Genomic DNA, 21,364 nt, shown 5'->3' with positions numbered 1-21,364 from the left:
TCGCTCCCACAGGGTCTGTTGGTGGATGCAGATTCCATGTACACCCTCGATCCATGTGGGAGCGAGCCTGCTCGCGATGGCGGCCTTGGACGCGCCACAAATCTCAAGATGATTGAATAATGCTCAACCGCTCCCCCACCACCATCTCGGTAATCCAGTCCACCAGGATCGAGGTGTAGGCCTGCTGGGAAATCGGGTCACTCAAGGCATGGTCGGCTCCATCGATGATGCGGTGAGTCAGTGAGTGCGTCTGCTGGCAGGCTGCCCGATAGCTCATGATCGTCGCGTGGGGCACGTATTCGTCGGTCTCGGACTGCACCAGCAGGACATCCCCAGTGAATTGCGAACAGGCATGCAAGGCGCGGTTACTGTCGGCACGTATCAGGCTAGCTCGGTAATCACGCAGATCCAGCTTGTCCAATTCGCGTTTCGGCGCGTGCCATTGCTCATCGCGATACAACGCCGGTACCCGTAGCGCCAGCCAGCGAACCGGCCTGAGCGAGGTCAGAATCGAAGCCAGATACCCTCCGTAACTGGTGCCGACCACGGCAATCGCCGACGTATCGAGAGCCGGGTGCGCGAGCAATCGGTCATAGGCTGCCAGCAGGTCGCGCAGGTTGTCTTCGCGGGTCACCCGGGACAATGGAATGCCGGTGCCGCCGGTGTGTCCGCGCAGGTCGAACGTCAGGCAGACACAGCCCAACGCGGCGATGCCCTTGGCGCGTTCCAGATCCCGCTCCTGACTGCCGCCCCAACCGTGCACGAAGAGCACGCCGGGGACTTTCGATTTGGGGCTCAGAAAAGTCCCGCTCATCTGTTCGTTGTCGATGTCGATCTGAATGGATTCGCTTCTAGCCGTCATAGGATTTAACCGTCACGTACTTGAGGAGAAAGTCACTGGTCTGCGCCGGCCCGCGGTACACCTCGATAGCGTCTGCCGGCAACGGCTGATCGCTGTAGGTTTCCACCGAAGACACACGAATGGCGCACATCCCCGGATCGCTGACGAAACTCTGCAAGGCCGCTACCTCGGCGCTGCTGGCACCGCCCATGCGCCAGGACTGTTCCAGCACGCCACTGCGCTGTTTGCCGTCGCTATCGATGCCCTGAGCGATGTCGTAGTTGCGCCGTGACGCATAGAAACGCGGATAGGCTTCATCCGCGGCGCTGTCGAACACCTGCGCTTGCTTGATAGCCACCCGCACATCATCGGCCAGGTCCAGCTTCAGCAAATCGACGTAGCTGCCCTGCACCACCAACAGGTTCGAGCCGCCATACACCTCTTCGCCCCTTGCGTCCTTGGTCAAGTATTGTTCACCACAGTAACTCAGCACCTTGTCGCCGATGAAACTCTGACCAACGCTGTGGGTGATCACTTGATCCAGGTCCTGCTCCAAGACCACGCCTTGCGTGAACAGCGTCTTGGCTTCGGGCCGGGCAAGGATTTCGTCGAACCGGTCGAGGCTGTCGATCACTTCCTGACCCCGCCCGGCGCAGGCGTGAATCGGCTTGAGGCGGATCGGGCCGGTATAGAGCAGATGCTTCGCCGCTGGCCGTGCATCCTCCAGCGAGAACACGCTGAGACCGTCGAGCACGACACTGCGCACCCGTTCGGAAAACAACGGCGCCCAGCCTGGCGGTGCATGGGCATGGTGGTTGAGTAATCCATGGCTGATGGCTTTGGTGCATATGAAGTCGTGGTCGACATAACCGCCCCACAAATCCTCCGGCCCCTTGACCCCCAGTTGCCGGGCAGCCGCAGCGCCCACCAGGGTCTGGGTCGGCAACAGGTAGAGGTCCCGCCCGTCGTGTAATTGCGGGTGGTAACTGCCGCCGTACTTGAGCCCCAAAATCTGCGCCAGCCAGCGGGCCAGCGCACGGTTGGTTTCAACTTCATGCGGTGGCGCATCGGCGAGCACCGAATGGGCGACCACCAGTTTCTTGCGGGTTGTTGGGGTCATGCATCCCCCTTCAATCGACGCTTGATGAATGTAGCTGAAGGGGTGCAGAGATCAGGCCAAGGCGCAGTGCAGGGAAACGTTTTTCAAATCAGCCTGTTACGCAGAAAGTGATGGCATGGGGCCTGTTTTATTCTGCACGACGCCCTTTGATTTTCCGGCATTTTGCACGACGCCCTGTGGGAGCGAGCCTGCTCCTACAGGTTATTGGCAGTACAGCGACTACCGCACAGCAGCACCCGGCGTCACCCCAAATCTCGACCGATAATCACTCGGCGCCAACCCGGTGATTTTCCTGAACGTCGCGCGAAACGCCCCGGGGTCCTGGTAACCCACGGTCCAGGCGATATGGTCGATGGTGCCGTTGGTGAACTCGAGCATTTCCCGGGCCTTGCCGACTCGCAGATGCTGGCAGTATTCGGTGGGTTTGAGCCCGGTAGCCGCGCGGAATCTTCGCAGGAAGGTGCGCTCCTCCAGGCCGGCCTTTTCGGCCATCGCCGCCAGCGATACATCGGTCGCCCCGGTACTTTGCAGCCAGTGTTGCACCTTGAGGATCGCCGCATCGCCATGGCTGAGAATCGGCGCAAAATTACTGCCGCACTCGCTGGCGCTGTCGCTGTGCTCCACCACCAGAAAACGTGCGGTATTGGTGGCAATGCTCGGTCCCAGCAACCGGTTGACCAGGCGCAAACCGAGTTCGGACCAGGCCATCAGCCCGGCGGTGGTAATCAGATCGCCGTCATCGACAATCGGTGTGTCGGCCTTGAGCCTGATCGCCGGGTAACGTTCGGCAAAGGTTTTGGCCGAGGTCCAGTGGGTGGTGGCGCTGCGACCGTCGAGCAGACCGCTTTCAGCCAACAGGATAGAGCCCACGCAAACCCCGCCCAGTGTCGCGCCGCTGGCATGTTGCTCGCGCAACCAGCGGATCAATCCCTGTGGCGCCTGGCCTTCGGAAAAACCGGCGATCGATGGCGGAATCAACACGGCCACCAGGGTACGCTCCGGGCCGGGATGGCTGTCGAAGACCCGAACTGGCGGCTGATCACCCTCGACTTGCCAATGGCTGACCCGCAGCAGCGGCAACTGCGCAGACTGATGCTTGGTGGCGATCCGGTTGGCCACCTCGAACAGGTCGGTCAAGCCATGCACCGCCGCCTTCTGCGCGCCGGGATAGATCAACACACCGAGCTCGGCGATTGCCCTTTCTGCATCCATTGTCAGTTTTCCCCCTCTTATTGTCGGTGCGGCCAATCCCCGGACCGCCTGCCAGCGCCAATACTTCATTCCACACCAACACACACTTCGAGGAATCAGTCATGGCCAAGCAAGCGCTCATCGTAGTCGATATCCAGAACGACTACTTCCCCCAAGGCAAGTGGCCGCTGGTCGGTGCCGACGCCGCCGCAGACAACGCCGTACGCCTGATCAAGGCCTTCCGCGACGCCGGTGATTCGGTGGTGCACATCCGCCACGAATTCACCTCCGAAGAGGCACCGTTTTTCACCCCGAACTCCGAAGGCGCCAAGCTGCACCCCAAAGTGCTCAACCGTGCCAACGAACCGGTGGTGCTCAAGCACTTCGTCAATTCATTCCGCGAAACCGAGCTGAAATCGATCCTCGACGAGCAAGGCATCAAGGAACTGGTGGTCGTGGGCAGCATGAGCCACATGTGCGTCGACGGCATCACCCGTGCGGCGGCGGACTTTGGCTATAAGGTGACCGTGATCCACGACGCCTGCGCCACCCGCGACCTGGAGTTCAATGGCGTAGCGGTTCCGGCGGCGCAGGTTCATGCGGCGTTCATGGCAGCCCTGGCGTTTGCGTATGCCAGCGTGGTGTCGACCAACGATTTCCTGATCGGAAGCCAGAAGGTGTAAACCTTATTCAGGACGAGACAGCAGAAATGAAAGAAGCCCATGGCCTCACATGCCATGGGCTTTTTATTGCCAGTGAGTCTGGACGATCTGCATCGAACGCAATACCGCCAGAACCCTGGAAAGGCACGCCAAAGCCAACAATGACGCTACTCCCAACGCATACGCGGGGGATGTTGCTTTCACCCATGCCACTTTCTGGATAACTCACTGGAAGCCTGAACAATGAACAGCATGAATATCAGCACTGACAGCCTGTCGAAAAAAACGTCCCTCGGACTCACCACCATGGCGATCGGGACCTACGGCATTTACTTCGCCCTCGCCGTTATCTACTTCTGGTTCGGCGGAATGAAATTTACCCACTATGAAGCAGAGGGGCTGGTGCCACTGGTGAGCAATAGCCCCTTGCTGGGATGGGTCTATGACCTTTTCAGTGTCGATCTGTTTTCCAGTTTGCTCGGTGTCCTGGAGATTTCCATCGGCGTTCTGATTGCGGGCCGCCTGCTGTCTCCAAAGCTTTCATTGATCGGAGGCTTCTTGTCTGCCGGGCTGTTTTTCACCACCTTGAGCTTTATGTTCTCGACACCCGGCGTGATTGAGCCCGGCCTTGGTTTCCCGGCCATTACGGTCGCGCCTGGCCAGTTCCTGCTTAAGGACATCGGCTTGCTTGCCGCCTCCCTGTTCGTGGCGGGCCATTCGCTGACCAGACTGGAAACCCCTTGAGCTGACGACTTCATCCGCCGATGGCCTGAATCAGCTCGATGCATTCAGGTCATCGTCATCATCAGCAAGTACGCGGCCCTCAACGGCCAGGGATTTCATCCAACCCCGTGGACTGCAGCCGGTCTTGCGGCGAAACGCACGGGCAAGCGCCGACGGACTTTCATAACCCACCTCATCGGCGATCAGCGTAATCGGCCGCCCTTCCCGCAGGCGCTTCTGCGCCAGACTGATGCGCCAGCTCAAAAGATAATCCAACGGTGTTTGCCCCAGGACCGCGCGAAAATGCACCGCATAAGCGGCACGGGACATGTTCGACTCATTCGCCAACTCGGCCACTGACCAGGCCCGCTGAGGTTGGTTTTGCATCTGTATCAGCGAGCGCGACAGCCGCACATCGGCCAACCCGGCCATCATGCCGGTGCTCAACTGTTGGTGGTCGAGCAGATGCCGGAACAGCAGAATGATCAACAGCTCAAACAAACGATCAAGCACCGCCTCCCTGCCACAATGCCCGGAGCCAGCTTCATCGAACATCCATCTCAGGGTGTCGGCCAGCAACGGCAGCTCATCCAGAGGCAATACCAGAAGATCGGGGAGCGAAGCAGATATCGGATTACTGGCGCCACCATCGAACAGCATCGACGCACATAACAGCTGAGCACCTTCAGTGTCACTGGCGATGAGCTGATGTCGGCTGGGGCGCGGCAGGAAAATCAGGCTGGGGCGAGAGAGCAACAACTCACTCCTCCCTGGGCCTTTCAACGTGACAGAGCCGGCCTGCAACAGGTGAATATGACCGCGCTGGTCGGCGCCATCGTAGGACGCCACGCCGCAAAGCATGCCGCTGTAAAACAGGTTCGCGCGCACGCCGAACTGTGACAACAACGTAGACAGACGATCCATAGGGCAACTCTGCACAAGGTCTGGACCAGTCGCAGAGTATCACCGCGCGCTGGCGGCTGGACGGTCCTCGATCCCAGCGAGGAATGCCCTGGTAAAAATGCAAAAAGCCCGGCATCCATAAGGAGGCCGGGCTTTTTTCAGGTTCTATTCTTTGATGAAAGAATCAGAACGGGATATCGTCATCAAAGCTGTCGAAATCCGGAGCCGGCTGAGGAGCAGCCTGCTGTGGAGCTGGGCGCGACTGCTGCGGTGCCGACTGCTGTGGACGCGGTGCCTGCTGGCGCGGAGCGGATTGCTGGTAGTTGTTACCGCCGCCCTGCCCCTGCTGTTCGCCCTGTGGACGGCCGCCCAGCAGTTGCATGGTGCCTTGCATGTCGACCACGATTTCGGTGGTGTAACGCTTGATACCGTCTTTTTCCCACTCGCGGGTCTGCAGCTTGCCTTCGATGTACACCTGCGAACCTTTACGCAGGTATTCGCCAGCGATTTCCGCAACTTTGCCGAACATCGACACACGGTGCCATTCGGTTTTTTCGACTTTCTGACCGGTTTGCTTGTCGGTCCACTGTTCGCTGGTCGCCAGACTCAAGTTGGTCACGGCGTTACCATTCGGCAGGTAACGAACTTCAGGATCCTGGCCGCAAGTGCCGACCAATATGACTTTGTTAACCCCACGGGCCATTACGTTCTCCTAGGCTACGCACGCTGCCCCGTCCGGGTTGTTCACCAGGCTTTCAAGGGTGGTGCGATCCAATAGTTCGGTGTCCAATTTGATGTAAATGGCCGCTTCATCAGCGACTATCACTGCATCTGTTACCCCTACGACCGCCTTCAAGCGCTCGACCAGACCCGCTTCGCGGATCGCCTCGGGCGACAACGGCAAGCGCAGGCTTGTCACGTAGGGAGGTTCTCGCATGGTAACAGCAAAGGCCAGCCAGAGGGCAGCCAGACCGGCGCATCCGAGGAACACAACCGACAGACCGCCATGCTGGAACAGCCAGCCGCCAAGAATGCCACCCAATGCCGACCCGAGGAACTGGCTGGTGGAATAAACCCCCATCGCCGTGCCCTTGCCGCCCGCCGGTGAAACCTTGCTGATCAGCGATGGCAACGAAGCTTCCAGCAGATTGAACGCGGTGAAGAACACCACCGTACCGATCACCAGAGCCCGCAAGCTGTCGCCGAACTGCCAAAAGAATAGCTCAGTGAGCATCAGCGTCACGACGGCGCCGAGTAAAACTCGTTTCATTTTGCGTTTCTTCTCGCCGTAGATAATGAACGGGATCATGGCGAAGAAAGAAATCAGCAGCGCGGTCAGATACACCCACCAGTGCTGCTCTTTGGGCAGCCCGGCCTTTTCGACTAGCGCCAGTGGCAAGGCGACGAAGCTGGACATCAACATCGCGTGCAACACAAAAATGCCGAGGTCCAGGCGCAGCAGGTCCGGATGCTTGAGGGTCGGTATCAGCGCCTGGCGCGCGACACCGGATTCGCGATGCTGCAACGGGCCGGTGGTGCGCGGCACCATGAACATCACGATCACGATGCCGAACAACGCCATGCCGCCCGTGGCAAGGAACAGCCCGGACAACCCGAAGGCGCGGGTCAGCAGCGGGCCGACCACCATGGCCACCGCAAACGACAGGCCGATGGTCATGCCGATCATGGCCATGGCCTTGGTCCGGTGTTGCTCGCGGGTCAGGTCCGACAGTAAGGCCATGACCGCCGCGGAAATCGCCCCGGCGCCCTGCAGGATGCGCCCGGCAATCACACCCCAGATCGAATCGGCATTGGCTGCCAGCAGACTGCCGAGGGCAAAGACGATCAAGCCCAGGTAAATCACCGGGCGGCGACCGATGCGGTCGGAAATGAACCCGAACGGAATCTGGAAAATCGCCTGGGTCAGGCCATAGGCGCCGATCGCCAGGCCGATCAGGGCCGGCGTGGCTCCGGCCAGATCCATCCCATAGGTCGCCAGTACCGGCAACACCATGAACATGCCAAGCATACGGAAGGCGAACACCAGGGCCAGACCGCTTGCTGCGCGGGTCTCGCTGCCACTCATGCGCTCGCTGTGGGGATCGTGCATGGAAAAACCTCATGTGAACCGGCGGCGATTCTACCAGTCCCATCGATTGGCTGGGTATATCGCGACGCTTTGACGCGCATTGCTGACGCACTCTTCATGTAAGACAGTAGCCCATTCGCTTGATAGTGTGCATCCATCCAGTATTTGGCCGTATACTCCTACGTTTTCGACGCCCGCCGAGCGAGGCCACCTTGGACAAGATCCTGATTCGTGGGGCTCGAACCCACAACCTGAAGAACATCGACCTGACCCTGCCACGGGACAAACTGATCGTCATCACCGGCCTGTCCGGCTCCGGCAAGTCGTCCCTGGCTTTCGACACCCTGTACGCCGAAGGTCAGCGCCGCTACGTCGAATCGCTGTCGGCCTACGCCCGGCAGTTCCTGTCAATGATGGAAAAACCCGACGTCGACACCATCGAAGGCCTGTCGCCGGCGATCTCCATCGAGCAGAAGTCCACCTCGCACAACCCGCGCTCGACGGTCGGCACCATTACCGAAATCTACGACTACCTGCGCCTGCTTTATGCTCGCGTGGGTATTCCACGTTGCCCGGATCACGACATCCCGCTGGAAGCGCAGACCGTCAGCCAGATGGTCGACCTGGTCCTCGCCGAACCGGAGGGCAGTAAGCTGATGCTGTTGGCGCCAGTCATCCGCGAGCGCAAAGGCGAGCACCTGTCGGTTTTCGAAGAGCTGCGCGCCCAAGGCTTCGTCCGCGCCCGGATCAACGGCAAGCTCTATGAGCTGGACGAAGCACCCAAGCTCGACAAGCAGAAAAAACATACGATCGATGTCGTGGTCGACCGCTTCAAGGTCCGCGCCGACCTGCAACAGCGCCTGGCGGAATCCTTCGAAACCGCGCTGAAATTGGCAGATGGCATCGCCCTGGTGGCGCCGATGGACGACGAGCCCGGCGAAGAGATGATCTTCTCCGCACGCTTCGCCTGCCCGATTTGTGGCCACGCCATCAGCGAGCTTGAGCCAAAACTGTTCTCCTTCAACAACCCGGCCGGCGCTTGCCCGACCTGCGATGGTTTGGGGGTGAAGCAGTTCTTCGACATCAAGCGCCTGGTCAATGGCGAACTGACCCTGGCCGAAGGGGCGATTCGCGGTTGGGATCGGCGCAACGTCTATTACTTCCAGATGCTCGGCTCGCTGGCCTCGCACTACAAGTTCAGCCTGGAAGTACCGTTCAACGAACTGCCGGCCGATCAGCAGAAATTCATCCTGCACGGCAGCGGTTCGCAAAACGTCGACTTCAAATACCTGAACGACCGTGGCGACATCGTCAAACGCTCGCATCCGTTCGAAGGCATCGTGCCGAACCTGGAGCGACGCTACCGCGAGACTGAATCGGCATCGGTGCGCGAAGAGCTGGCCAAGTTCCTCAGCACCCAGTCATGCCCGGATTGCCGCGGCACCCGTCTGCGGCGTGAGGCGCGTCATGTGTGGGTTGGCGAGAAAACCCTGCCGGCGGTGACCAACCTGCCGATCGGCGATGCGTCCGATTATTTTGGCGGGCTCAAGCTCACCGGCCGGCGTGGCGAAATTGCCGACAAGATTCTCAAGGAAATCCGCGAACGCCTGCAGTTCCTGGTCAACGTCGGTCTCGACTATCTGTCGCTGGATCGCAGTGCGGACACCCTGTCCGGTGGCGAGGCCCAGCGTATTCGTCTGGCCAGCCAGATTGGCGCCGGCCTGGTGGGCGTCCTGTACATCCTCGACGAACCCTCCATCGGCCTGCATCAGCGCGATAACGACCGGCTGCTGGGCACCCTCAAGCACCTGCGCGATATCGGTAACACCGTGATCGTGGTCGAGCACGACGAAGACGCGATCCGTCTTGCCGACTACGTGGTGGACATCGGCCCGGGCGCCGGCGTGCACGGCGGGCATATCGTCGCCGAAGGCACACCGGCCGAGGTCATGGCGCACCCGGACTCGCTGACGGGCAAATACCTGTCAGGCCGGGTAAAGATCGAAGTCCCGACCAAGCGCACACCGCGCAACAAGAAGCTGACGCTGTCGCTCAAGGGTGCGCGCGGCAACAACCTGCGCGATGTCGACCTGGAGATTCCAATTGGCTTGCTGACCTGTGTGACCGGCGTATCCGGCTCAGGCAAGTCGACCCTGATCAACAACACGCTGTTCCCTTTGAGCGCTACGGCGCTGAATGGCGCCACTACCCTTGAAGCGGCCGCCCACGACAACATCAAAGGCCTCGAGCACCTGGACAAGGTCGTCGACATCGACCAGAGCCCGATTGGCCGTACACCGCGCTCCAACCCGGCGACCTACACCGGGCTGTTTACACCGATCCGCGAGTTGTTCGCCGGCGTACCGGAGTCCCGCTCCCGTGGCTACGGGCCGGGGCGCTTCTCCTTCAACGTGAAGGGCGGGCGTTGCGAAGCCTGCCAGGGCGATGGCCTGATCAAGGTGGAGATGCACTTCCTGCCGGACATCTATGTGCCCTGCGACGTGTGCAAGAGCAAGCGCTACAACCGTGAAACCCTTGAGATCAAGTACAAGGGCAAGAGCATCCACGAAACCCTCGAGATGACCATCGAGGAAGCGCGGGTGTTCTTCGATGCCGTACCGGCCCTGGCGCGCAAGCTGCAAACGTTGATGGACGTCGGCCTGTCATACATCAAGCTGGGGCAATCGGCGACCACGCTGTCCGGCGGTGAAGCCCAGCGGGTGAAACTGTCCCGCGAACTGTCCAAGCGCGATACCGGCAAGACCCTGTACATCCTCGACGAACCCACCACCGGGCTGCACTTTGCGGATATCCAGCAACTGCTGGACGTGCTGCATCGCCTGCGCGACCACGGCAACACAGTGGTAGTGATCGAACACAACCTGGACGTGATCAAGACCGCTGACTGGCTGGTTGACCTGGGTCCGGAGGGTGGTTCCAAGGGCGGGCAGATCATTGCCGTCGGCACACCAGAGGAAGTGTCCGAGATGAAGCAGTCTCATACTGGCTACTACCTCAAACCGCTGCTGGAGCGTGACCGGGCTTAACCTGGCCCCACGAAAAAGCCCCTGTCACTTCATCAATGACAGGGGCTTTTTTATATCTGTAGGAGCGAGCTTGCTCCGGGCGGCGTTCCGACGAAGGTCGCAAACGATAACGCAGCGCCTTCAGATTTTTCGCGAGCAAGCTCGCTCCTACAAAAGACGTTGGGGCTTCCCCTATGCAATCAGGCGTGGGATTGCAGGTAGTTCTCAAGCCCGATCAACTTGATCAGACCCAACTGCTTCTCGAGCCAGTAGGTGTGATCTTCTTCGGTGTCGTGCAATTGAACCCGCAGCATTTCGCGGCTGACATAGTCCTTGTGCTGCTCGCAGAGCGAGATGCCCTTGCACAGCGCAGCACGAACCTTGTATTCCAGGCGCAAATCCGCTTCGAGCATCTCTGTCACCGTGGTGCCGACATCGAGATCGTCCGGACGCATGCGCGGCGTGCCTTCGAGCATCAGAATCCGGCGCATCAGGGCATCAGCGTGCCCTGCTTCCTCTTCCATCTCGTGGTTGATTCGTTCGTAGAGCTTGGTGAAACCCCAGTCCTCATACATCCGCGAGTGGACGAAATATTGATCACGCGCGGCCAGTTCGCCGGTCAGCAACGTGTTGAGGTAATCGATCACATCCGGGTGGCCTTGCATCGCCCTACATCTCCCTGCTTGAAAGTTGTAGTTTGAACCAACATGCCCTTATCGTCACTCGCAAGACGCAATAAAAGCGAAGATATCCTGAGAAAATCAGCCGAAATAACGCAAAAAACCGCCCTAACAAGGGCGGTTCTGCTTCTCATTTAGACTTCGTTAAGCTGTACGTTGAGCAGCTTTGCGATTGCTTCTCCATACGCCGGGTCAGCCTTGTAGAAATGTTGCAGCTGGCGATCGACCACATCGCTCGACACACCCGCCATCGCACCGGCGATGTTGCTGACCAGCAGTGATTTCTGCTCTTCAGACATCAAGCGGAACAACGCGCCAGCGTGACTGTAGTAATCAGTATCTTCACGATGATCGTAACGATCGGCGGCACCACTGAGGGCCAACGCCGGTTCTGCATAACGAGGCGCCTGCTTCGGCGACTCGACGTAGCTGTTCGGCTCATAGTTCGGCGTCGCACCGCCATTGCTGCCAAAAGCCATCGAACCATCGCGCTGGTAAGTGTTGACCGGACTCCGTGGAGCGTTGACGGGCAACTGCTGGTGATTGGTGCCGACACGGTAGCGATGAGCGTCCGCGTAGGCGAAGACCCGACCTTGCAGCATACGATCCGGCGACAGACCAACGCCTGGAACCATATTGCTGGGACCAAACGCCGCTTGCTCGACTTCCGCGAAGTAATTCTGCGGATTGCGATTGAGCTCCAGCTCTCCGACTTCAATCAGTGGAAACTCTTTCTGCGACCAGGTTTTGGTGACATCAAACGGGTTGTCGTAGTGCGCTGCCGCCTGGGCCTCACTCATGATCTGAATGCATACGCGCCATTTCGGGAAATCACCCTGCTCGATGGCATTGAACAGGTCGCGCTGAGCGTAATCCGGATCAGTACCCGCCAGGCGCGTCGCCTCGGCAGGAGCAAGGTTCTTGATCCCCTGTTTAGTCTTGTAGTGCCACTTCACCCAGTGACGCTCACCTTGAGCGTTGATAAGGCTGTAAGTATGGCTACCAAAGCCGTGCATGTGGCGGTATCCATCCGGGATACCCCGGTCGGAGAACAGGATGGTGACCTGGTGCAGCGCCTCGGGCGAATGCGACCAGAAGTCCCACATCATCTGGGCACTTTTCAGGTTGCTTTGCGGCAAACGCTTCTGGGTGTGGATAAAGTCCGGAAACTTCAGTGGATCGCGAATGAAGAACACGGGGGTGTTATTGCCAACGATGTCCCAGTTGCCTTCCTCGGTGTAGAACTTCAAGGCAAAGCCGCGCGGATCACGCTCGGTATCGGCCGAACCACGCTCACCACCCACGGTGGAAAACCGCAGGAAAGTCGGGGTTTGCTTGCCGACTGCCTCAAACAGCCTCGCGCTGGTGTATCGAGTGATATCGCGCGTCACGGTAAACGTACCGTAGGCACCCGAGCCTTTGGCGTGTACTCGGCGCTCAGGGATATTTTCACGGTTGAAGTGGGCAAGCTTCTCAATCAGATGAAAATCGTCGAGCAGCAACGGGCCACGAGGGCCGGCGGAACGGGAATTCTGGTTATCGGCAACAGGAGCGCCACTGGCGGTGGTAAGCGTTGTGTTTTGGCTCATGCGATCTTCCTTCCTCTGTCGGTCTTGAACTGCCGGCTATCGGCTGAGAGGGAGTATTGATCATCAATATGACAGCTACAAATTCATTAACTTGCAGACATCGATAGAGAAAAACTAATGATCATCCCCATCACATGATGACGCTGTGGACGAGGGAGACGCTTGTACAAAGGGTGCATTTCTTACAGACACAAAAAACCGGGCACTAGGCCCGGTTCTTTGTTTCAGACTGACGTCTTACTCGGCAGATACAGCTTCGCCAGCAGTAGCACGATCAACCAACTCGACGTACGCCATAGGCGCGTTGTCGCCAGCGCGGAAACCGCACTTGAGGATGCGCAGGTAGCCACCCTCACGGGTAGCGTAACGCTTGCCCAGGTCGTTGAAGAGCTTACCAACGATAGCTTTCGAACGAGTACGGTCGAAAGCCAGACGGCGGTTAGCAACGCTATCTATCTTGGCCAAAGTGATCAGCGGCTCGGCAACGCGGCGCAGTTCTTTAGCTTTTGGCAGAGTAGTTTTGATCAGCTCGTGCTCGAACAGCGACACCGCCATGTTTTGGAACATGGCCTTGCGGTGCGAGCTGGTGCGGCTCAGGTGACGACCACTTTTACGATGACGCATGGTTCATTCCTTACCAAACACTACGTTCGGTGATTACGACGATCAGGCAGTCGCCTTGTCGTCCTTCTTAAGACTTGCAGGCGGCCAGTTGTCGAGGCGCATGCCGAGGGACAGACCGCGGGAGGCCAGAACGTCCTTGATTTCAGTCAAGGATTTCTTGCCCAGGTTCGGAGTCTTCAACAGCTCTACTTCGGTACGCTGAATCAGGTCGCCGATGTAGTAGATGTTTTCCGCCTTAAGGCAGTTAGCCGAACGTACAGTCAGTTCCAGATCGTCAACCGGGCGAAGCAGGATCGGATCGATCTCGTCTTCCTGCTCGACAACCACTGGCTCACTGTCACCCTTGAGGTCGACGAACGCAGCCAACTGCTGTTGCAGGATGGTTGCAGCGCGGCGAATTGCCTCTTCAGGATCCAGAGTACCGTTGGTTTCCAGATCAATAACCAGCTTGTCCAGGTTAGTACGCTGCTCGACACGGGCGTTTTCCACCACGTATGCGATACGGCGAACCGGGCTGAACGAAGAGTCAAGCTGCAAGCGACCGATGCTGCGGCTTTCGTCTTCATCGCTCTGACGCGAATCTGCCGGTTCATAACCACGACCACGAGCTACTACGAGCTTCATGTTCAGGGCGCCGTTAGACGCCAGGTTAGCGATTACGTGATCGGGATTAACGATCTCGACATCATGATCCAGCTGAATATCGGCAGCGGTAACCACCCCCGAACCCTTCTTCGACAAGGTCAGCGTAACTTCGTCACGACCGTGCAGCTTGATAGCCAGACCTTTAAGGTTCAACAGGATTTCAATGACGTCTTCCTGTACACCTTCGATGGCGCTGTACTCGTGGAGCACACCGTCAATCTCGGCCTCGACTACTGCACAGCCGGGCATTGAGGACAACAGGATGCGGCGCAGCGCGTTGCCCAGGGTATGGCCAAAGCCACGCTCGAGAGGCTCGAGAGTGATCTTGGCGCGGGTTGGACTGACAACCTGCACATCAATGTGGCGGGGTGTCAGGAACTCATTTACCGAAATCTGCATGGATGCACCTATTTTCTAGCCCTTACTTGGAGTAGAGCTCGACAATCAGGCTTTCGTTGATGTCGGCGGACAGATCACTGCGAGCTGGAACGTTCTTGAAAACGCCCGACTTCTTCTCAGTGTCTACTTCTACCCATTCTACGCGGCCACGTTGGGCACACAGATCGAGAGCTTGGACAATGCGAAGTTGATTTTTTGCTTTCTCGCGAACAGCGACCACGTCACCAGCACGAACCTGGTAGGACGGAACGTTAACGGTCTGACCGTTTACGCTGATCGACTTGTGCGATACCAGCTGACGGGATTCGGCACGAGTCGAACCAAAGCCCATACGGTATACAACGTTGTCCAGACGGCATTCGAGCAGTTGCAGCAGGTTTTCACCGGTTGCACCTTTCTTGCCAGCAGCTTCTTTGTAGTAGCCGCTGAATTGACGCTCGAGAACGCCGTAGATACGACGGACCTTCTGCTTTTCACGCAGTTGGGTGCCGTAGTCGGACTGGCGACCGCGGCGTTGGCCGTGGATACCAGGTGCTGCTTCAATGTTGCACTTCGATTCGATCGCGCGCACGCCGCTCTTCAGGAAGAGATCGGTGCCTTCGCGACGAGCGAGTTTGCATTTTGGACCAATGTAACGAGCCATTCTTTACAATCTCCTGGATTACACGCGGCGCTTCTTCGGCGGACGGCACCCGTTGTGCGGGATTGGCGTCACGTCGGTGATGCTGGCGATCTTATAGCCACAGCCGTTCAAAGCACGGACAGCAGACTCACGACCTGGACCTGGACCTTTGACGTTAACGTCGAGGTTTTTCAGGCCGTATTCCAGCGCAGCTTGACCAGCACGTTCAGCAGCTACTTGAGCAGCAAACGGGGTGGACTTGCGGGAACCGCGGAAACCCGAACCACCGGAGGTAGCCCAAGAAAGCGCGTTACCTTGACGGTCGGTGATGGTCACGATGGTGTTGTTAAAAGATGCATGGATGTGGGCGATGCCATCAACCACTGTCTTTTTAACTTTTTTACGAGGACGAGCAGCAGGTTTTGCCATGATAATTTTCCTGTCGATTCGCTGGGGCGATTACTTGCGGATCGGCTTACGCGGACCTTTACGGGTACGCGCGTTGGTCTTGGTACGCTGACCGCGTACTGGAAGACCGCGACGATGACGCAGACCGCGATAGCAACCGAGGTCCATCAAGCGCTTGATTTTCATGTTGATTTCGCGACGCAGGTCACCTTCAGTGGTGAACTTCGCCACTTCGCCACGCAGCTGTTCAATTTGCTCGTCGCTCAGATCTTTGATCTTTGCTGCTGGGTTTACCCCAGTCTCTGCACAAATTTTCTGTGCAGTAGTGCGACCAACACCATAGATGTAGGTCAGCGAGATAACAGTATGCTTGTTATCTGGAATGTTAACGCCTGCAATACGGGCCATTCAGTGGGACTCCAATTGACAGCTACCTACGCCCCGGAAGCCAAGAAATAGGGCGCGAGATAATATCGCTGTAATAACAAATAATCAACCCGGCAGCGCACTAGCTGCCGGGCTTGAAGCACAATCACACTCAGCCTTGGCGCTGTTTGTGACGCGGTTCCGCGCTGCAAATTACTCGAACAACACCTTCGCGGCGAATAATCTTGCAGTTACGGCACAGCTTTTTCACCGATGCACGAACTTTCATCACCAACTCCTCGAACCTTATGGGTCAGCGCAGCATGCCGCTGCCGTAACCCTTCAGGTTGGCTTTCTTCATCAGGGATTCGTACTGGTGCGAAACGAGGTGCGATTGTACTTGGGACATGAAGTCCATCACAACCACGACGACGATCAGCAACGAGGTCCCGCCAAGGTAGAACGGTACGTTGGCTGCAACCACCAGGAACTGGGGCAACAGGCAGACGGCCGTCATGTAAAGAGCACCGAACATGGTCAAGCGAGTCAGAACGCCATCAATGTAGCGCGCAGACTGCTCACCTGGACGGATGCCCGGAATAAAGGCACCGGACTTCTTCAGGTTTTCCGCTACGTCTTTCGGATTGAACATCAACGCCGTATAGAAGAAGCAGAAGAAAATAATCCCTGCACTAAACAGCAGAATATTCAACGGCTGACCAGGAGCGATCGACTGCGAGATGTCCTGCAACCAGCCCATACCTTCAGACTGACCGAACCAGGCACCCAACGAAGCCGGGAACAGCAAAATGCTGCTCGCGAAAATAGCCGGAATAACACCGGCCATGTTCACCTTCAGCGGCAAGTGGCTGGTCTGCGCGGCAAAGACCTTGCGGCCCTGCTGACGCTTGGCGTAGTGAACAGCGATACGACGCTGACCACGCTCAATGAACACCACGAAACCGATAATCGCTACTGCCAGCAAACCGATGGCAACCAGGGCGAAGATGTTGATATCACCCTGACGTGCAGACTCGAAAGACTGCCCGATCGCTCTCGGAAGACCGGCGACGATACCCGAAAAAATCAACATCGAGATACCGTTGCCAACACCACGCTCAGTAATCTGCTCACCCAGCCACATCATGAACATCGCACCAGCCACAAACGTGGATACCGCGACGAAATGGAAGCCAAAGTCACCAGTGAACGCAACGCCCTGCCCCGCCAGACCAATGGACATGCCAATGGCCTGGACGAGAGCGAGGACGACAGTGCCGTAGCGGGTGTACTGGCTGATCTTGCGACGGCCAGCTTCACCTTCCTTCTTCAACTGCTCCAGCTGCGGGCTGACGGCAGTCATCAGTTGCATGATGATCGATGCCGAGATGTACGGCATGATCCCCAGTGCAAAGATGCTCATCCGTTCCAGCGCGCCGCCGGAAAACATGTTGAACAAGCTAAGAATGGTCCCCTCATTCTGTCGAAACAGGTCCGCGAGTCGGTCCGGGTTGATACCTGGAACCGGGATGTGTGCGCCTATTCGGTAGACGATAATCGCCAGGAACAGAAAACGCAGACGAGCCCAGAGTTCAGACATACCGCCTTTGCCGAGCGCAGAGAGAGCACCTTGCTTAGCCATTTATTCCTCGAACTTGCCGCCAGCTGCTTCGATAGCCGCACGCGCACCTTTGGTGGCGCCGATTCCCTTGCCGATAGTGACAGCGCGAGTCACTTCACCGGACAGCATGATTTTCACACGCTGTACGTTGACGTTGATCACGTTGGCATCTTTCAGGGACTGCACGGTGACGATGTCGCCTTCCACTTTAGCCAGCTCGGACAGACGCACTTCTGCGCGGTCCATGGCTTTCAGGGAAACGAAACCGAACTTCGGCAGGCGACGATGCAGCGGCTGTTGACCGCCTTCAAAGCCTGGAGCAATGGTGCCACCGGAGCGGGAGGTCTGACCTTTGTGACCACGGCCACCAGTCTTACCCAAACCGCTACCGATACCACGGCCCGGACGATGCTTTTCGCGACGGGAACCCGGCGCTGGACTCAGATCATTGAGTTTCATCGATTAACCCTCGACACGCAGCATGTAGTAAGCCTTGTTGATCATCCCGCGATTCTCGGGAGTATCCAGGACTTCTACAGTGTGACCGATGCGACGCAGACCCAGACCCTTAACGCACAGTTTGTGGTTAGGGATGCGGCCGGTCATGCTTTTGATCAGCGTTACTTTTACGGTAGCCATGATCAGAAGATCTCCTTGACGCTTTTGCCACGCTTGGCGGCAATGGATTCAGGAGACTGCATTGCTTTCAAACCCTTGAAAGTGGCGTGAACCACGTTTACCGGGTTAGTCGAGCCGTAGCACTTGGCCAGAACGTTCTGAACGCCAGCAACTTCGAGGACAGCACGCATAGCGCCGCCAGCGATGATACCGGTACCTTCAGAAGCAGGCTGCATGTACACCTTCGAAGCGCCGTGAGCGGACTTCATTGCGTACTGCAGAGTGGTGCCGTTCAGATCAACCTGGATCATGTTGCGGCGAGCAGCTTCCATTGCCTTCTGGATCGCAGCAGGCACTTCACGCGACTTGCCACGGCCGAAGCCAACACGGCCCTTACCATCACCAACCACGGTCAACGCGGTGAAAGTGAAGATACGGCCGCCTTTAACGGTTTTGGCTACGCGGTTAACTTGAACCAGCTTCTCGATGTAGCCTTCGTCGCGCTTTTGGTCGTTATTTGACATAACTTAGAACTCCAGCCCAGCTTCACGAGCAGCATCAGCCAGCGCTTTAACGCGGCCGTGGTACTTGAAGCCAGAGCGGTCGAAAGCCACTTGCGAGACGCCAGCGGCCTTAGCACGCGTAGCGACCAGCTGGCCAACCTTAGTGGCCGCGTCGATGTTGCCGGTGGCACCATCACGCAGTTCTTTATCCAAAGTCGAGGCGCTTGCCAGGACTTTGTTGCCGTCGGCCGAAATGACCTGGGCGTAGATGTGCTGCGAAGAGCGGAACACGCAGAGACGCACGACTTCGAGTTCGTGCATTTTCAGGCGTGCTTTGCGAGCGCGACGCAGTCGAGTAACTTTTTTGTCGGTCATTTGCTATGCCCTACTTCTTCTTGGCTTCTTTACGACGGACGACTTCGTCCGCGTAGCGCACACCTTTGCCTTTGTACGGCTCTGGTGGACGGAAGTCGCGGATCTCGGCGGCCACTTGACCTACCAGCTGCTTGTCGATGCCCTTGATCAGGATATCGGTCTGGCTAGGAGTCTCAGCGGTGATGCCTTCCGGCAGTTCGTAATCCACTGGGTGCGAGAAGCCAAGAGCCAGGTTCAGCACTGTGCCTTTTGCTTGCGCTTTGTAACCAACACCGACCAGCTGGAGCTTGCGCTCGAAGCCTTGGCTTACGCCTTGGACCATGTTGTTTACCAACGCACGAGTGGTACCAGCCATTGCGCGAGTCTGTTGATCGCCATTGCGAGCAGCGAAACGCAGCTCACCAGCTTCTTCAACGATCTCAACGGACGAATGGATGTTCAGTTCAAGAGTACCCTTGGCACCCTTCACCGAAAGCTGTTGGCCTGCGAATTTTACTTCGACACCGGCTGGCAGCTTAACGGGGTTCTTAGCGACGCGTGACATGCTTATCCCCCCTTAGAACACAGTGCAAAGAACTTCGCCGCCGACACCGGCAGCGCGCGCAGCACGATCAGTCATCACACCCTTGTTGGTGGAGACGATAGACACACCGAGACCGCCACGAACTTTTGGCAGATCATCGACGGACTTGTACTGACGCAGGCCTGGACGGCTAACGCGCTTCACTTCTTCGATAACCGGACGGCCTTCGAAGTACTTCAGCTCGATGGACAGCAGAGGTTTGATTTCGCTGCTGATCTGATAACCCGCAATGTAACCTTCGTCCTTCAGGACTTTGGCAACAGCTACCTTCAACGTGGAAGATGGCATGCTTACGACGGACTTTTCAGCCATCTGGGCATTACGGATACGAGTTAGCATGTCCGCTAACGGGTCCTGCATACTCATGGGCTAGACGCTCCTAATACAAAAAAATTAGCCTTGCGGCTATTACGTGTCGCCGAGAATCTCCGAGCATGAAAAACACGGGCTCAGGCGAGCCGGGTATTCTAGACACACCCCAGAAATGAATCAAGCCCCAAAAGGGGCTTGATCCAGATTCAAGGCCACCGATGGTCAGGATCTTGCGATCCTGGACACCGAGACTTTGACAGTACTTACCAGCTGGCTTTAACCAGACCCGGTACGTCACCACGCATGGCAGCTTCACGCAGCTTGTTACGGCCGAGGCCGAACTTGCGGTAAACGCCGTGTGGACGACCGGTCAGGCGGCAGCGGTTACGCATGCGCGAAGCGCTTGCGTCACGTGGCTGCTTCTGCAGGGCTACTGTAGCTTCCCAACGCGCTTCTGGACTTGCGTTCAGATCAACGATGATAGCTTTCAGTGCTGCACGCTTCTTGGCGTACTTGGCAACCGTGAGCTGACGCTTCAGCTCGCGGTTTTTCATGCTCATCTTGGCCATGGTCCTACTCCAATCAGTTGCGGAACGGGAATTTGAACGCACGCAGCAGAGCGCGGCCTTCATCATCGTTCTTGGCAGTGGTGGTCAGGGTGATGTCCAGACCGCGGAGAGCATCGATCTTGTCGTAGTCGATTTCCGGGAAGATGATCTGCTCTTTCACGCCCATGCTGTAGTTGCCACGACCATCGAAGGACTTGGCATTCAGGCCGCGGAAGTCGCGAACCCGAGGCAGGGAGATCGACAGCAGACGATCCAGGAACTCGTACATACGCTCACGGCGCAGGGTCACTTTGACGCCGATCGGCCAACCTTCACGGACTTTAAAGCCAGCGATGGATTTGCGAGCGTAGGTCACAACGACTTTCTGGCCGGTGATCTTTTCCAGGTCAGCAACAGCGTGCTCGATGACTTTTTTGTCGCCGATCGCTTCGCCCAGACCCATGTTCAGGGTGATTTTGGTAACGCGCGGAACTTCCATCACGTTCGAAAGCTTAAGTTCTTCCTTAAGTTTCGGAGCGATTTCCTTCCGGTAAATCTCTTTTAGTCGTGCCATGGTCTCATCTACCTAGCAGTGTTCAAGCATCAACCGCTTTTTGGGTCGACTTGAAGACACGAATTTTCTTGCCGTCTTCTACTTTGAAACCAACGCGGTCAGCCTTGTTGGTTTCGCCGTTGAAAATGGCGACGTTAGAAGCATCCAGCGGAGCTTCTTTTTCGACGATACCGCCCTGTACGCCCGACATCGGGTTAGGCTTGGTATGACGCTTAACCAGGTTCAGACCGCCAATAACCAAACGGTTGTTAGCGAGAACCTTAAGCACCTTACCGCGCTTACCTTTGTCTTTGCCGGCGATCACGATGATCTCGTCGTCACGACGAATCTTTTGCATGTCGG

Annotated in this window: 27 protein-coding genes; 3 read left to right on the top strand and 24 right to left on the bottom strand. The window is 57.6% G+C overall.

Translation table 11 applies throughout. From position 1 onward, the window contains the following. Positions 1-103: 103 nt before the first annotated feature. The 3 genes from KGA83_RS12975 to KGA83_RS12965 form a co-directional block, all read right to left on the bottom strand. Entirely contained in the window at positions 104-862 is a 759-nt protein-coding gene (locus tag KGA83_RS12975; protein WP_108218352.1) for an alpha/beta hydrolase family protein, read from the bottom strand. Next, positions 852-1,961 (bottom strand): DUF3182 family protein, encoded by a 1,110-nt coding sequence (locus KGA83_RS12970; protein ID WP_108218351.1) that lies wholly within the window; start codon positions 1,959-1,961, stop codon positions 852-854. Before KGA83_RS12970 ends, KGA83_RS12975 begins: the two co-directional genes overlap by 11 nt. A 219-nt stretch (positions 1,962-2,180) precedes the next feature. Further along, complete coding sequence (locus KGA83_RS12965) at positions 2,181-3,173, bottom strand: GlxA family transcriptional regulator (RefSeq protein WP_108218350.1); 993 nt, start codon at positions 3,171-3,173, stop codon at positions 2,181-2,183. Positions 3,174-3,274: 101 nt separating this feature from the next. On the opposite strand from KGA83_RS12965, the gene KGA83_RS12960 reads away from it, so the two are divergent. Together KGA83_RS12960 and KGA83_RS12955 are read left to right on the top strand one after the other, a co-directional pair. After that, complete coding sequence (locus KGA83_RS12960) at positions 3,275-3,835, top strand: cysteine hydrolase family protein (RefSeq protein WP_223529849.1); 561 nt, start codon at positions 3,275-3,277, stop codon at positions 3,833-3,835. A 222-nt stretch (positions 3,836-4,057) separates the two neighbouring features. After that, the gene (locus tag KGA83_RS12955) at positions 4,058-4,558 is read left to right on the top strand and encodes a YkgB family protein (protein WP_223529848.1); all 501 of its coding nucleotides are present in this window, start codon (positions 4,058-4,060) and stop codon (positions 4,556-4,558) included. A gap of 30 nt (positions 4,559-4,588) precedes the next feature. Here KGA83_RS12955 and KGA83_RS12950 read toward each other — a convergent pair whose 3' ends face one another. From KGA83_RS12950 to KGA83_RS12940, 3 genes are all read right to left on the bottom strand, one after another. Continuing rightward, positions 4,589-5,461: an AraC family transcriptional regulator gene (locus KGA83_RS12950; protein WP_108218347.1), complete on the bottom strand. Its 873-nt coding sequence runs from the start codon at positions 5,459-5,461 to the stop codon at positions 4,589-4,591. Positions 5,462-5,624: 163 nt separating this feature from the next. After that, the gene (locus KGA83_RS12945) at positions 5,625-6,143 is read right to left on the bottom strand and encodes a single-stranded DNA-binding protein (protein ID WP_150673757.1); all 519 of its coding nucleotides are present in this window, start codon (positions 6,141-6,143) and stop codon (positions 5,625-5,627) included. A gap of 9 nt (positions 6,144-6,152) precedes the next feature. Continuing rightward, the gene (locus tag KGA83_RS12940) at positions 6,153-7,550 is read right to left on the bottom strand and encodes an MFS transporter (protein ID WP_108218346.1); all 1,398 of its coding nucleotides are present in this window, start codon (positions 7,548-7,550) and stop codon (positions 6,153-6,155) included. Between the two features lie 191 nt (positions 7,551-7,741). On the opposite strand from KGA83_RS12940, the gene uvrA reads away from it, so the two are divergent. Further along, positions 7,742-10,576 (top strand): excinuclease ABC subunit UvrA, encoded by a 2,835-nt coding sequence (uvrA, locus tag KGA83_RS12935; protein ID WP_108218345.1) that lies wholly within the window; start codon positions 7,742-7,744, stop codon positions 10,574-10,576. Positions 10,577-10,755: 179 nt separating this feature from the next. Here uvrA and bfr read toward each other — a convergent pair whose 3' ends face one another. The 18 genes from bfr to rplX all read right to left on the bottom strand — a co-directional run bounded on the left by bfr (position 10,756) and on the right by rplX (position 21,359). Further along, the gene (gene bfr / locus KGA83_RS12930; protein WP_108218344.1) at positions 10,756-11,220 is read right to left on the bottom strand and encodes a bacterioferritin; all 465 of its coding nucleotides are present in this window, start codon (positions 11,218-11,220) and stop codon (positions 10,756-10,758) included. 149 nt (positions 11,221-11,369) lie between these two features. Continuing rightward, entirely contained in the window at positions 11,370-12,824 is a 1,455-nt protein-coding gene (locus tag KGA83_RS12925) for a catalase (protein ID WP_223529847.1), read from the bottom strand. A gap of 237 nt (positions 12,825-13,061) precedes the next feature. Then, a complete protein-coding gene (rplQ, locus tag KGA83_RS12920; RefSeq protein WP_046041617.1) occupies positions 13,062-13,448 on the bottom strand; it encodes a 50S ribosomal protein L17 in 387 nt (128 codons plus the stop codon). A gap of 42 nt (positions 13,449-13,490) precedes the next feature. Continuing rightward, positions 13,491-14,492: a DNA-directed RNA polymerase subunit alpha gene (locus KGA83_RS12915; protein ID WP_007970428.1), complete on the bottom strand. Its 1,002-nt coding sequence runs from the start codon at positions 14,490-14,492 to the stop codon at positions 13,491-13,493. Positions 14,493-14,514: 22 nt separating this feature from the next. After that, on the bottom strand, positions 14,515-15,135 hold the full coding sequence (gene rpsD / locus KGA83_RS12910) for a 30S ribosomal protein S4 (protein ID WP_003176404.1): 621 nt from the start codon (positions 15,133-15,135) through the stop codon (positions 14,515-14,517). An 18-nt stretch (positions 15,136-15,153) separates the two neighbouring features. Then, positions 15,154-15,543 (bottom strand): 30S ribosomal protein S11, encoded by a 390-nt coding sequence (gene rpsK, locus KGA83_RS12905; protein WP_002555466.1) that lies wholly within the window; start codon positions 15,541-15,543, stop codon positions 15,154-15,156. 30 nt (positions 15,544-15,573) lie between these two features. After that, on the bottom strand, positions 15,574-15,930 hold the full coding sequence (rpsM, locus tag KGA83_RS12900) for a 30S ribosomal protein S13 (RefSeq protein ID WP_009045849.1): 357 nt from the start codon (positions 15,928-15,930) through the stop codon (positions 15,574-15,576). Between the two features lie 130 nt (positions 15,931-16,060). Further along, positions 16,061-16,177: a 50S ribosomal protein L36 gene (gene rpmJ, locus KGA83_RS12895; RefSeq protein ID WP_002555468.1), complete on the bottom strand. Its 117-nt coding sequence runs from the start codon at positions 16,175-16,177 to the stop codon at positions 16,061-16,063. A gap of 24 nt (positions 16,178-16,201) precedes the next feature. Continuing rightward, the gene (gene secY / locus KGA83_RS12890; RefSeq protein ID WP_003228718.1) at positions 16,202-17,530 is read right to left on the bottom strand and encodes a preprotein translocase subunit SecY; all 1,329 of its coding nucleotides are present in this window, start codon (positions 17,528-17,530) and stop codon (positions 16,202-16,204) included. After that, positions 17,531-17,968, bottom strand: coding sequence for a 50S ribosomal protein L15 (gene rplO / locus KGA83_RS12885; RefSeq protein WP_003228720.1), 438 nt, complete (start codon positions 17,966-17,968; stop codon positions 17,531-17,533). A gap of 3 nt (positions 17,969-17,971) precedes the next feature. Beyond that, positions 17,972-18,148: a 50S ribosomal protein L30 gene (gene rpmD, locus KGA83_RS12880; protein ID WP_003186033.1), complete on the bottom strand. Its 177-nt coding sequence runs from the start codon at positions 18,146-18,148 to the stop codon at positions 17,972-17,974. A gap of 2 nt (positions 18,149-18,150) precedes the next feature. Further along, positions 18,151-18,651, bottom strand: a complete 501-nt coding sequence (gene rpsE / locus KGA83_RS12875; protein ID WP_003186035.1) for a 30S ribosomal protein S5 — start codon at positions 18,649-18,651, stop codon at positions 18,151-18,153. A gap of 3 nt (positions 18,652-18,654) precedes the next feature. After that, positions 18,655-19,005, bottom strand: coding sequence for a 50S ribosomal protein L18 (rplR, locus tag KGA83_RS12870; RefSeq protein ID WP_003186037.1), 351 nt, complete (start codon positions 19,003-19,005; stop codon positions 18,655-18,657). 10 nt (positions 19,006-19,015) lie between these two features. Beyond that, a complete protein-coding gene (gene rplF, locus KGA83_RS12865) occupies positions 19,016-19,549 on the bottom strand; it encodes a 50S ribosomal protein L6 (RefSeq protein ID WP_003176412.1) in 534 nt (177 codons plus the stop codon). Between the two features lie 12 nt (positions 19,550-19,561). Next, positions 19,562-19,954, bottom strand: a complete 393-nt coding sequence (gene rpsH, locus KGA83_RS12860) for a 30S ribosomal protein S8 (RefSeq protein WP_003186040.1) — start codon at positions 19,952-19,954, stop codon at positions 19,562-19,564. 209 nt (positions 19,955-20,163) lie between these two features. Next, the gene (gene rpsN / locus KGA83_RS12855) at positions 20,164-20,469 is read right to left on the bottom strand and encodes a 30S ribosomal protein S14 (protein ID WP_003176414.1); all 306 of its coding nucleotides are present in this window, start codon (positions 20,467-20,469) and stop codon (positions 20,164-20,166) included. Positions 20,470-20,482: 13 nt separating this feature from the next. Continuing rightward, positions 20,483-21,022: a 50S ribosomal protein L5 gene (gene rplE, locus KGA83_RS12850; RefSeq protein ID WP_003210069.1), complete on the bottom strand. Its 540-nt coding sequence runs from the start codon at positions 21,020-21,022 to the stop codon at positions 20,483-20,485. 22 nt (positions 21,023-21,044) lie between these two features. Then, a complete protein-coding gene (gene rplX, locus KGA83_RS12845; protein WP_003176416.1) occupies positions 21,045-21,359 on the bottom strand; it encodes a 50S ribosomal protein L24 in 315 nt (104 codons plus the stop codon). Between the last annotated feature and the right edge of the window lie 5 nt (positions 21,360-21,364).

This window comes from Pseudomonas sp. GL-R-19, assembly GCF_019956375.1.
GTDB lineage: Bacteria > Pseudomonadota > Gammaproteobacteria > Pseudomonadales > Pseudomonadaceae > Aquipseudomonas.
Note: the sequence above shows the minus strand (reverse complement) of the source record. Positions and strands in the feature narration are given on the sequence as shown.

Coding starts and splice junctions, on each gene's coding strand:
- KGA83_RS12975 (WP_108218352.1), bottom strand. CDS start 862: ATGACGGCTAGAAGCGAATCCATTCAGATCGACATCGACAACGAACAG.
- KGA83_RS12970 (WP_108218351.1), bottom strand. CDS start 1,961: ATGACCCCAACAACCCGCAAGAAACTGGTGGTCGCCCATTCGGTGCTC.
- KGA83_RS12965 (WP_108218350.1), bottom strand. CDS start 3,173: ATGGATGCAGAAAGGGCAATCGCCGAGCTCGGTGTGTTGATCTATCCC.
- KGA83_RS12960 (WP_223529849.1), top strand. CDS start 3,275: ATGGCCAAGCAAGCGCTCATCGTAGTCGATATCCAGAACGACTACTTC.
- KGA83_RS12955 (WP_223529848.1), top strand. CDS start 4,058: ATGAACAGCATGAATATCAGCACTGACAGCCTGTCGAAAAAAACGTCC.
- KGA83_RS12950 (WP_108218347.1), bottom strand. CDS start 5,461: ATGGATCGTCTGTCTACGTTGTTGTCACAGTTCGGCGTGCGCGCGAAC.
- KGA83_RS12945 (WP_150673757.1), bottom strand. CDS start 6,143: ATGGCCCGTGGGGTTAACAAAGTCATATTGGTCGGCACTTGCGGCCAG.
- KGA83_RS12940 (WP_108218346.1), bottom strand. CDS start 7,550: ATGCACGATCCCCACAGCGAGCGCATGAGTGGCAGCGAGACCCGCGCA.
- bfr (WP_108218344.1), bottom strand. CDS start 11,220: ATGCAAGGCCACCCGGATGTGATCGATTACCTCAACACGTTGCTGACC.
- KGA83_RS12925 (WP_223529847.1), bottom strand. CDS start 12,824: ATGAGCCAAAACACAACGCTTACCACCGCCAGTGGCGCTCCTGTTGCC.
- rplQ (WP_046041617.1), bottom strand. CDS start 13,448: ATGCGTCATCGTAAAAGTGGTCGTCACCTGAGCCGCACCAGCTCGCAC.
- KGA83_RS12915 (WP_007970428.1), bottom strand. CDS start 14,492: ATGCAGATTTCGGTAAATGAGTTCCTGACACCCCGCCACATTGATGTG.
- rpsD (WP_003176404.1), bottom strand. CDS start 15,135: ATGGCTCGTTACATTGGTCCAAAATGCAAACTCGCTCGTCGCGAAGGC.
- rpsK (WP_002555466.1), bottom strand. CDS start 15,543: ATGGCAAAACCTGCTGCTCGTCCTCGTAAAAAAGTTAAAAAGACAGTG.
- rpsM (WP_009045849.1), bottom strand. CDS start 15,930: ATGGCCCGTATTGCAGGCGTTAACATTCCAGATAACAAGCATACTGTT.
- rpmJ (WP_002555468.1), bottom strand. CDS start 16,177: ATGAAAGTTCGTGCATCGGTGAAAAAGCTGTGCCGTAACTGCAAGATT.
- secY (WP_003228718.1), bottom strand. CDS start 17,530: ATGGCTAAGCAAGGTGCTCTCTCTGCGCTCGGCAAAGGCGGTATGTCT.
- rplO (WP_003228720.1), bottom strand. CDS start 17,968: ATGAAACTCAATGATCTGAGTCCAGCGCCGGGTTCCCGTCGCGAAAAG.
- rpmD (WP_003186033.1), bottom strand. CDS start 18,148: ATGGCTACCGTAAAAGTAACGCTGATCAAAAGCATGACCGGCCGCATC.
- rpsE (WP_003186035.1), bottom strand. CDS start 18,651: ATGTCAAATAACGACCAAAAGCGCGACGAAGGCTACATCGAGAAGCTG.
- rplR (WP_003186037.1), bottom strand. CDS start 19,005: ATGACCGACAAAAAAGTTACTCGACTGCGTCGCGCTCGCAAAGCACGC.
- rplF (WP_003176412.1), bottom strand. CDS start 19,549: ATGTCACGCGTCGCTAAGAACCCCGTTAAGCTGCCAGCCGGTGTCGAA.
- rpsH (WP_003186040.1), bottom strand. CDS start 19,954: ATGAGTATGCAGGACCCGTTAGCGGACATGCTAACTCGTATCCGTAAT.
- rpsN (WP_003176414.1), bottom strand. CDS start 20,469: ATGGCCAAGATGAGCATGAAAAACCGCGAGCTGAAGCGTCAGCTCACG.
- rplE (WP_003210069.1), bottom strand. CDS start 21,022: ATGGCACGACTAAAAGAGATTTACCGGAAGGAAATCGCTCCGAAACTT.
- rplX (WP_003176416.1), bottom strand. CDS start 21,359: ATGCAAAAGATTCGTCGTGACGACGAGATCATCGTGATCGCCGGCAAA.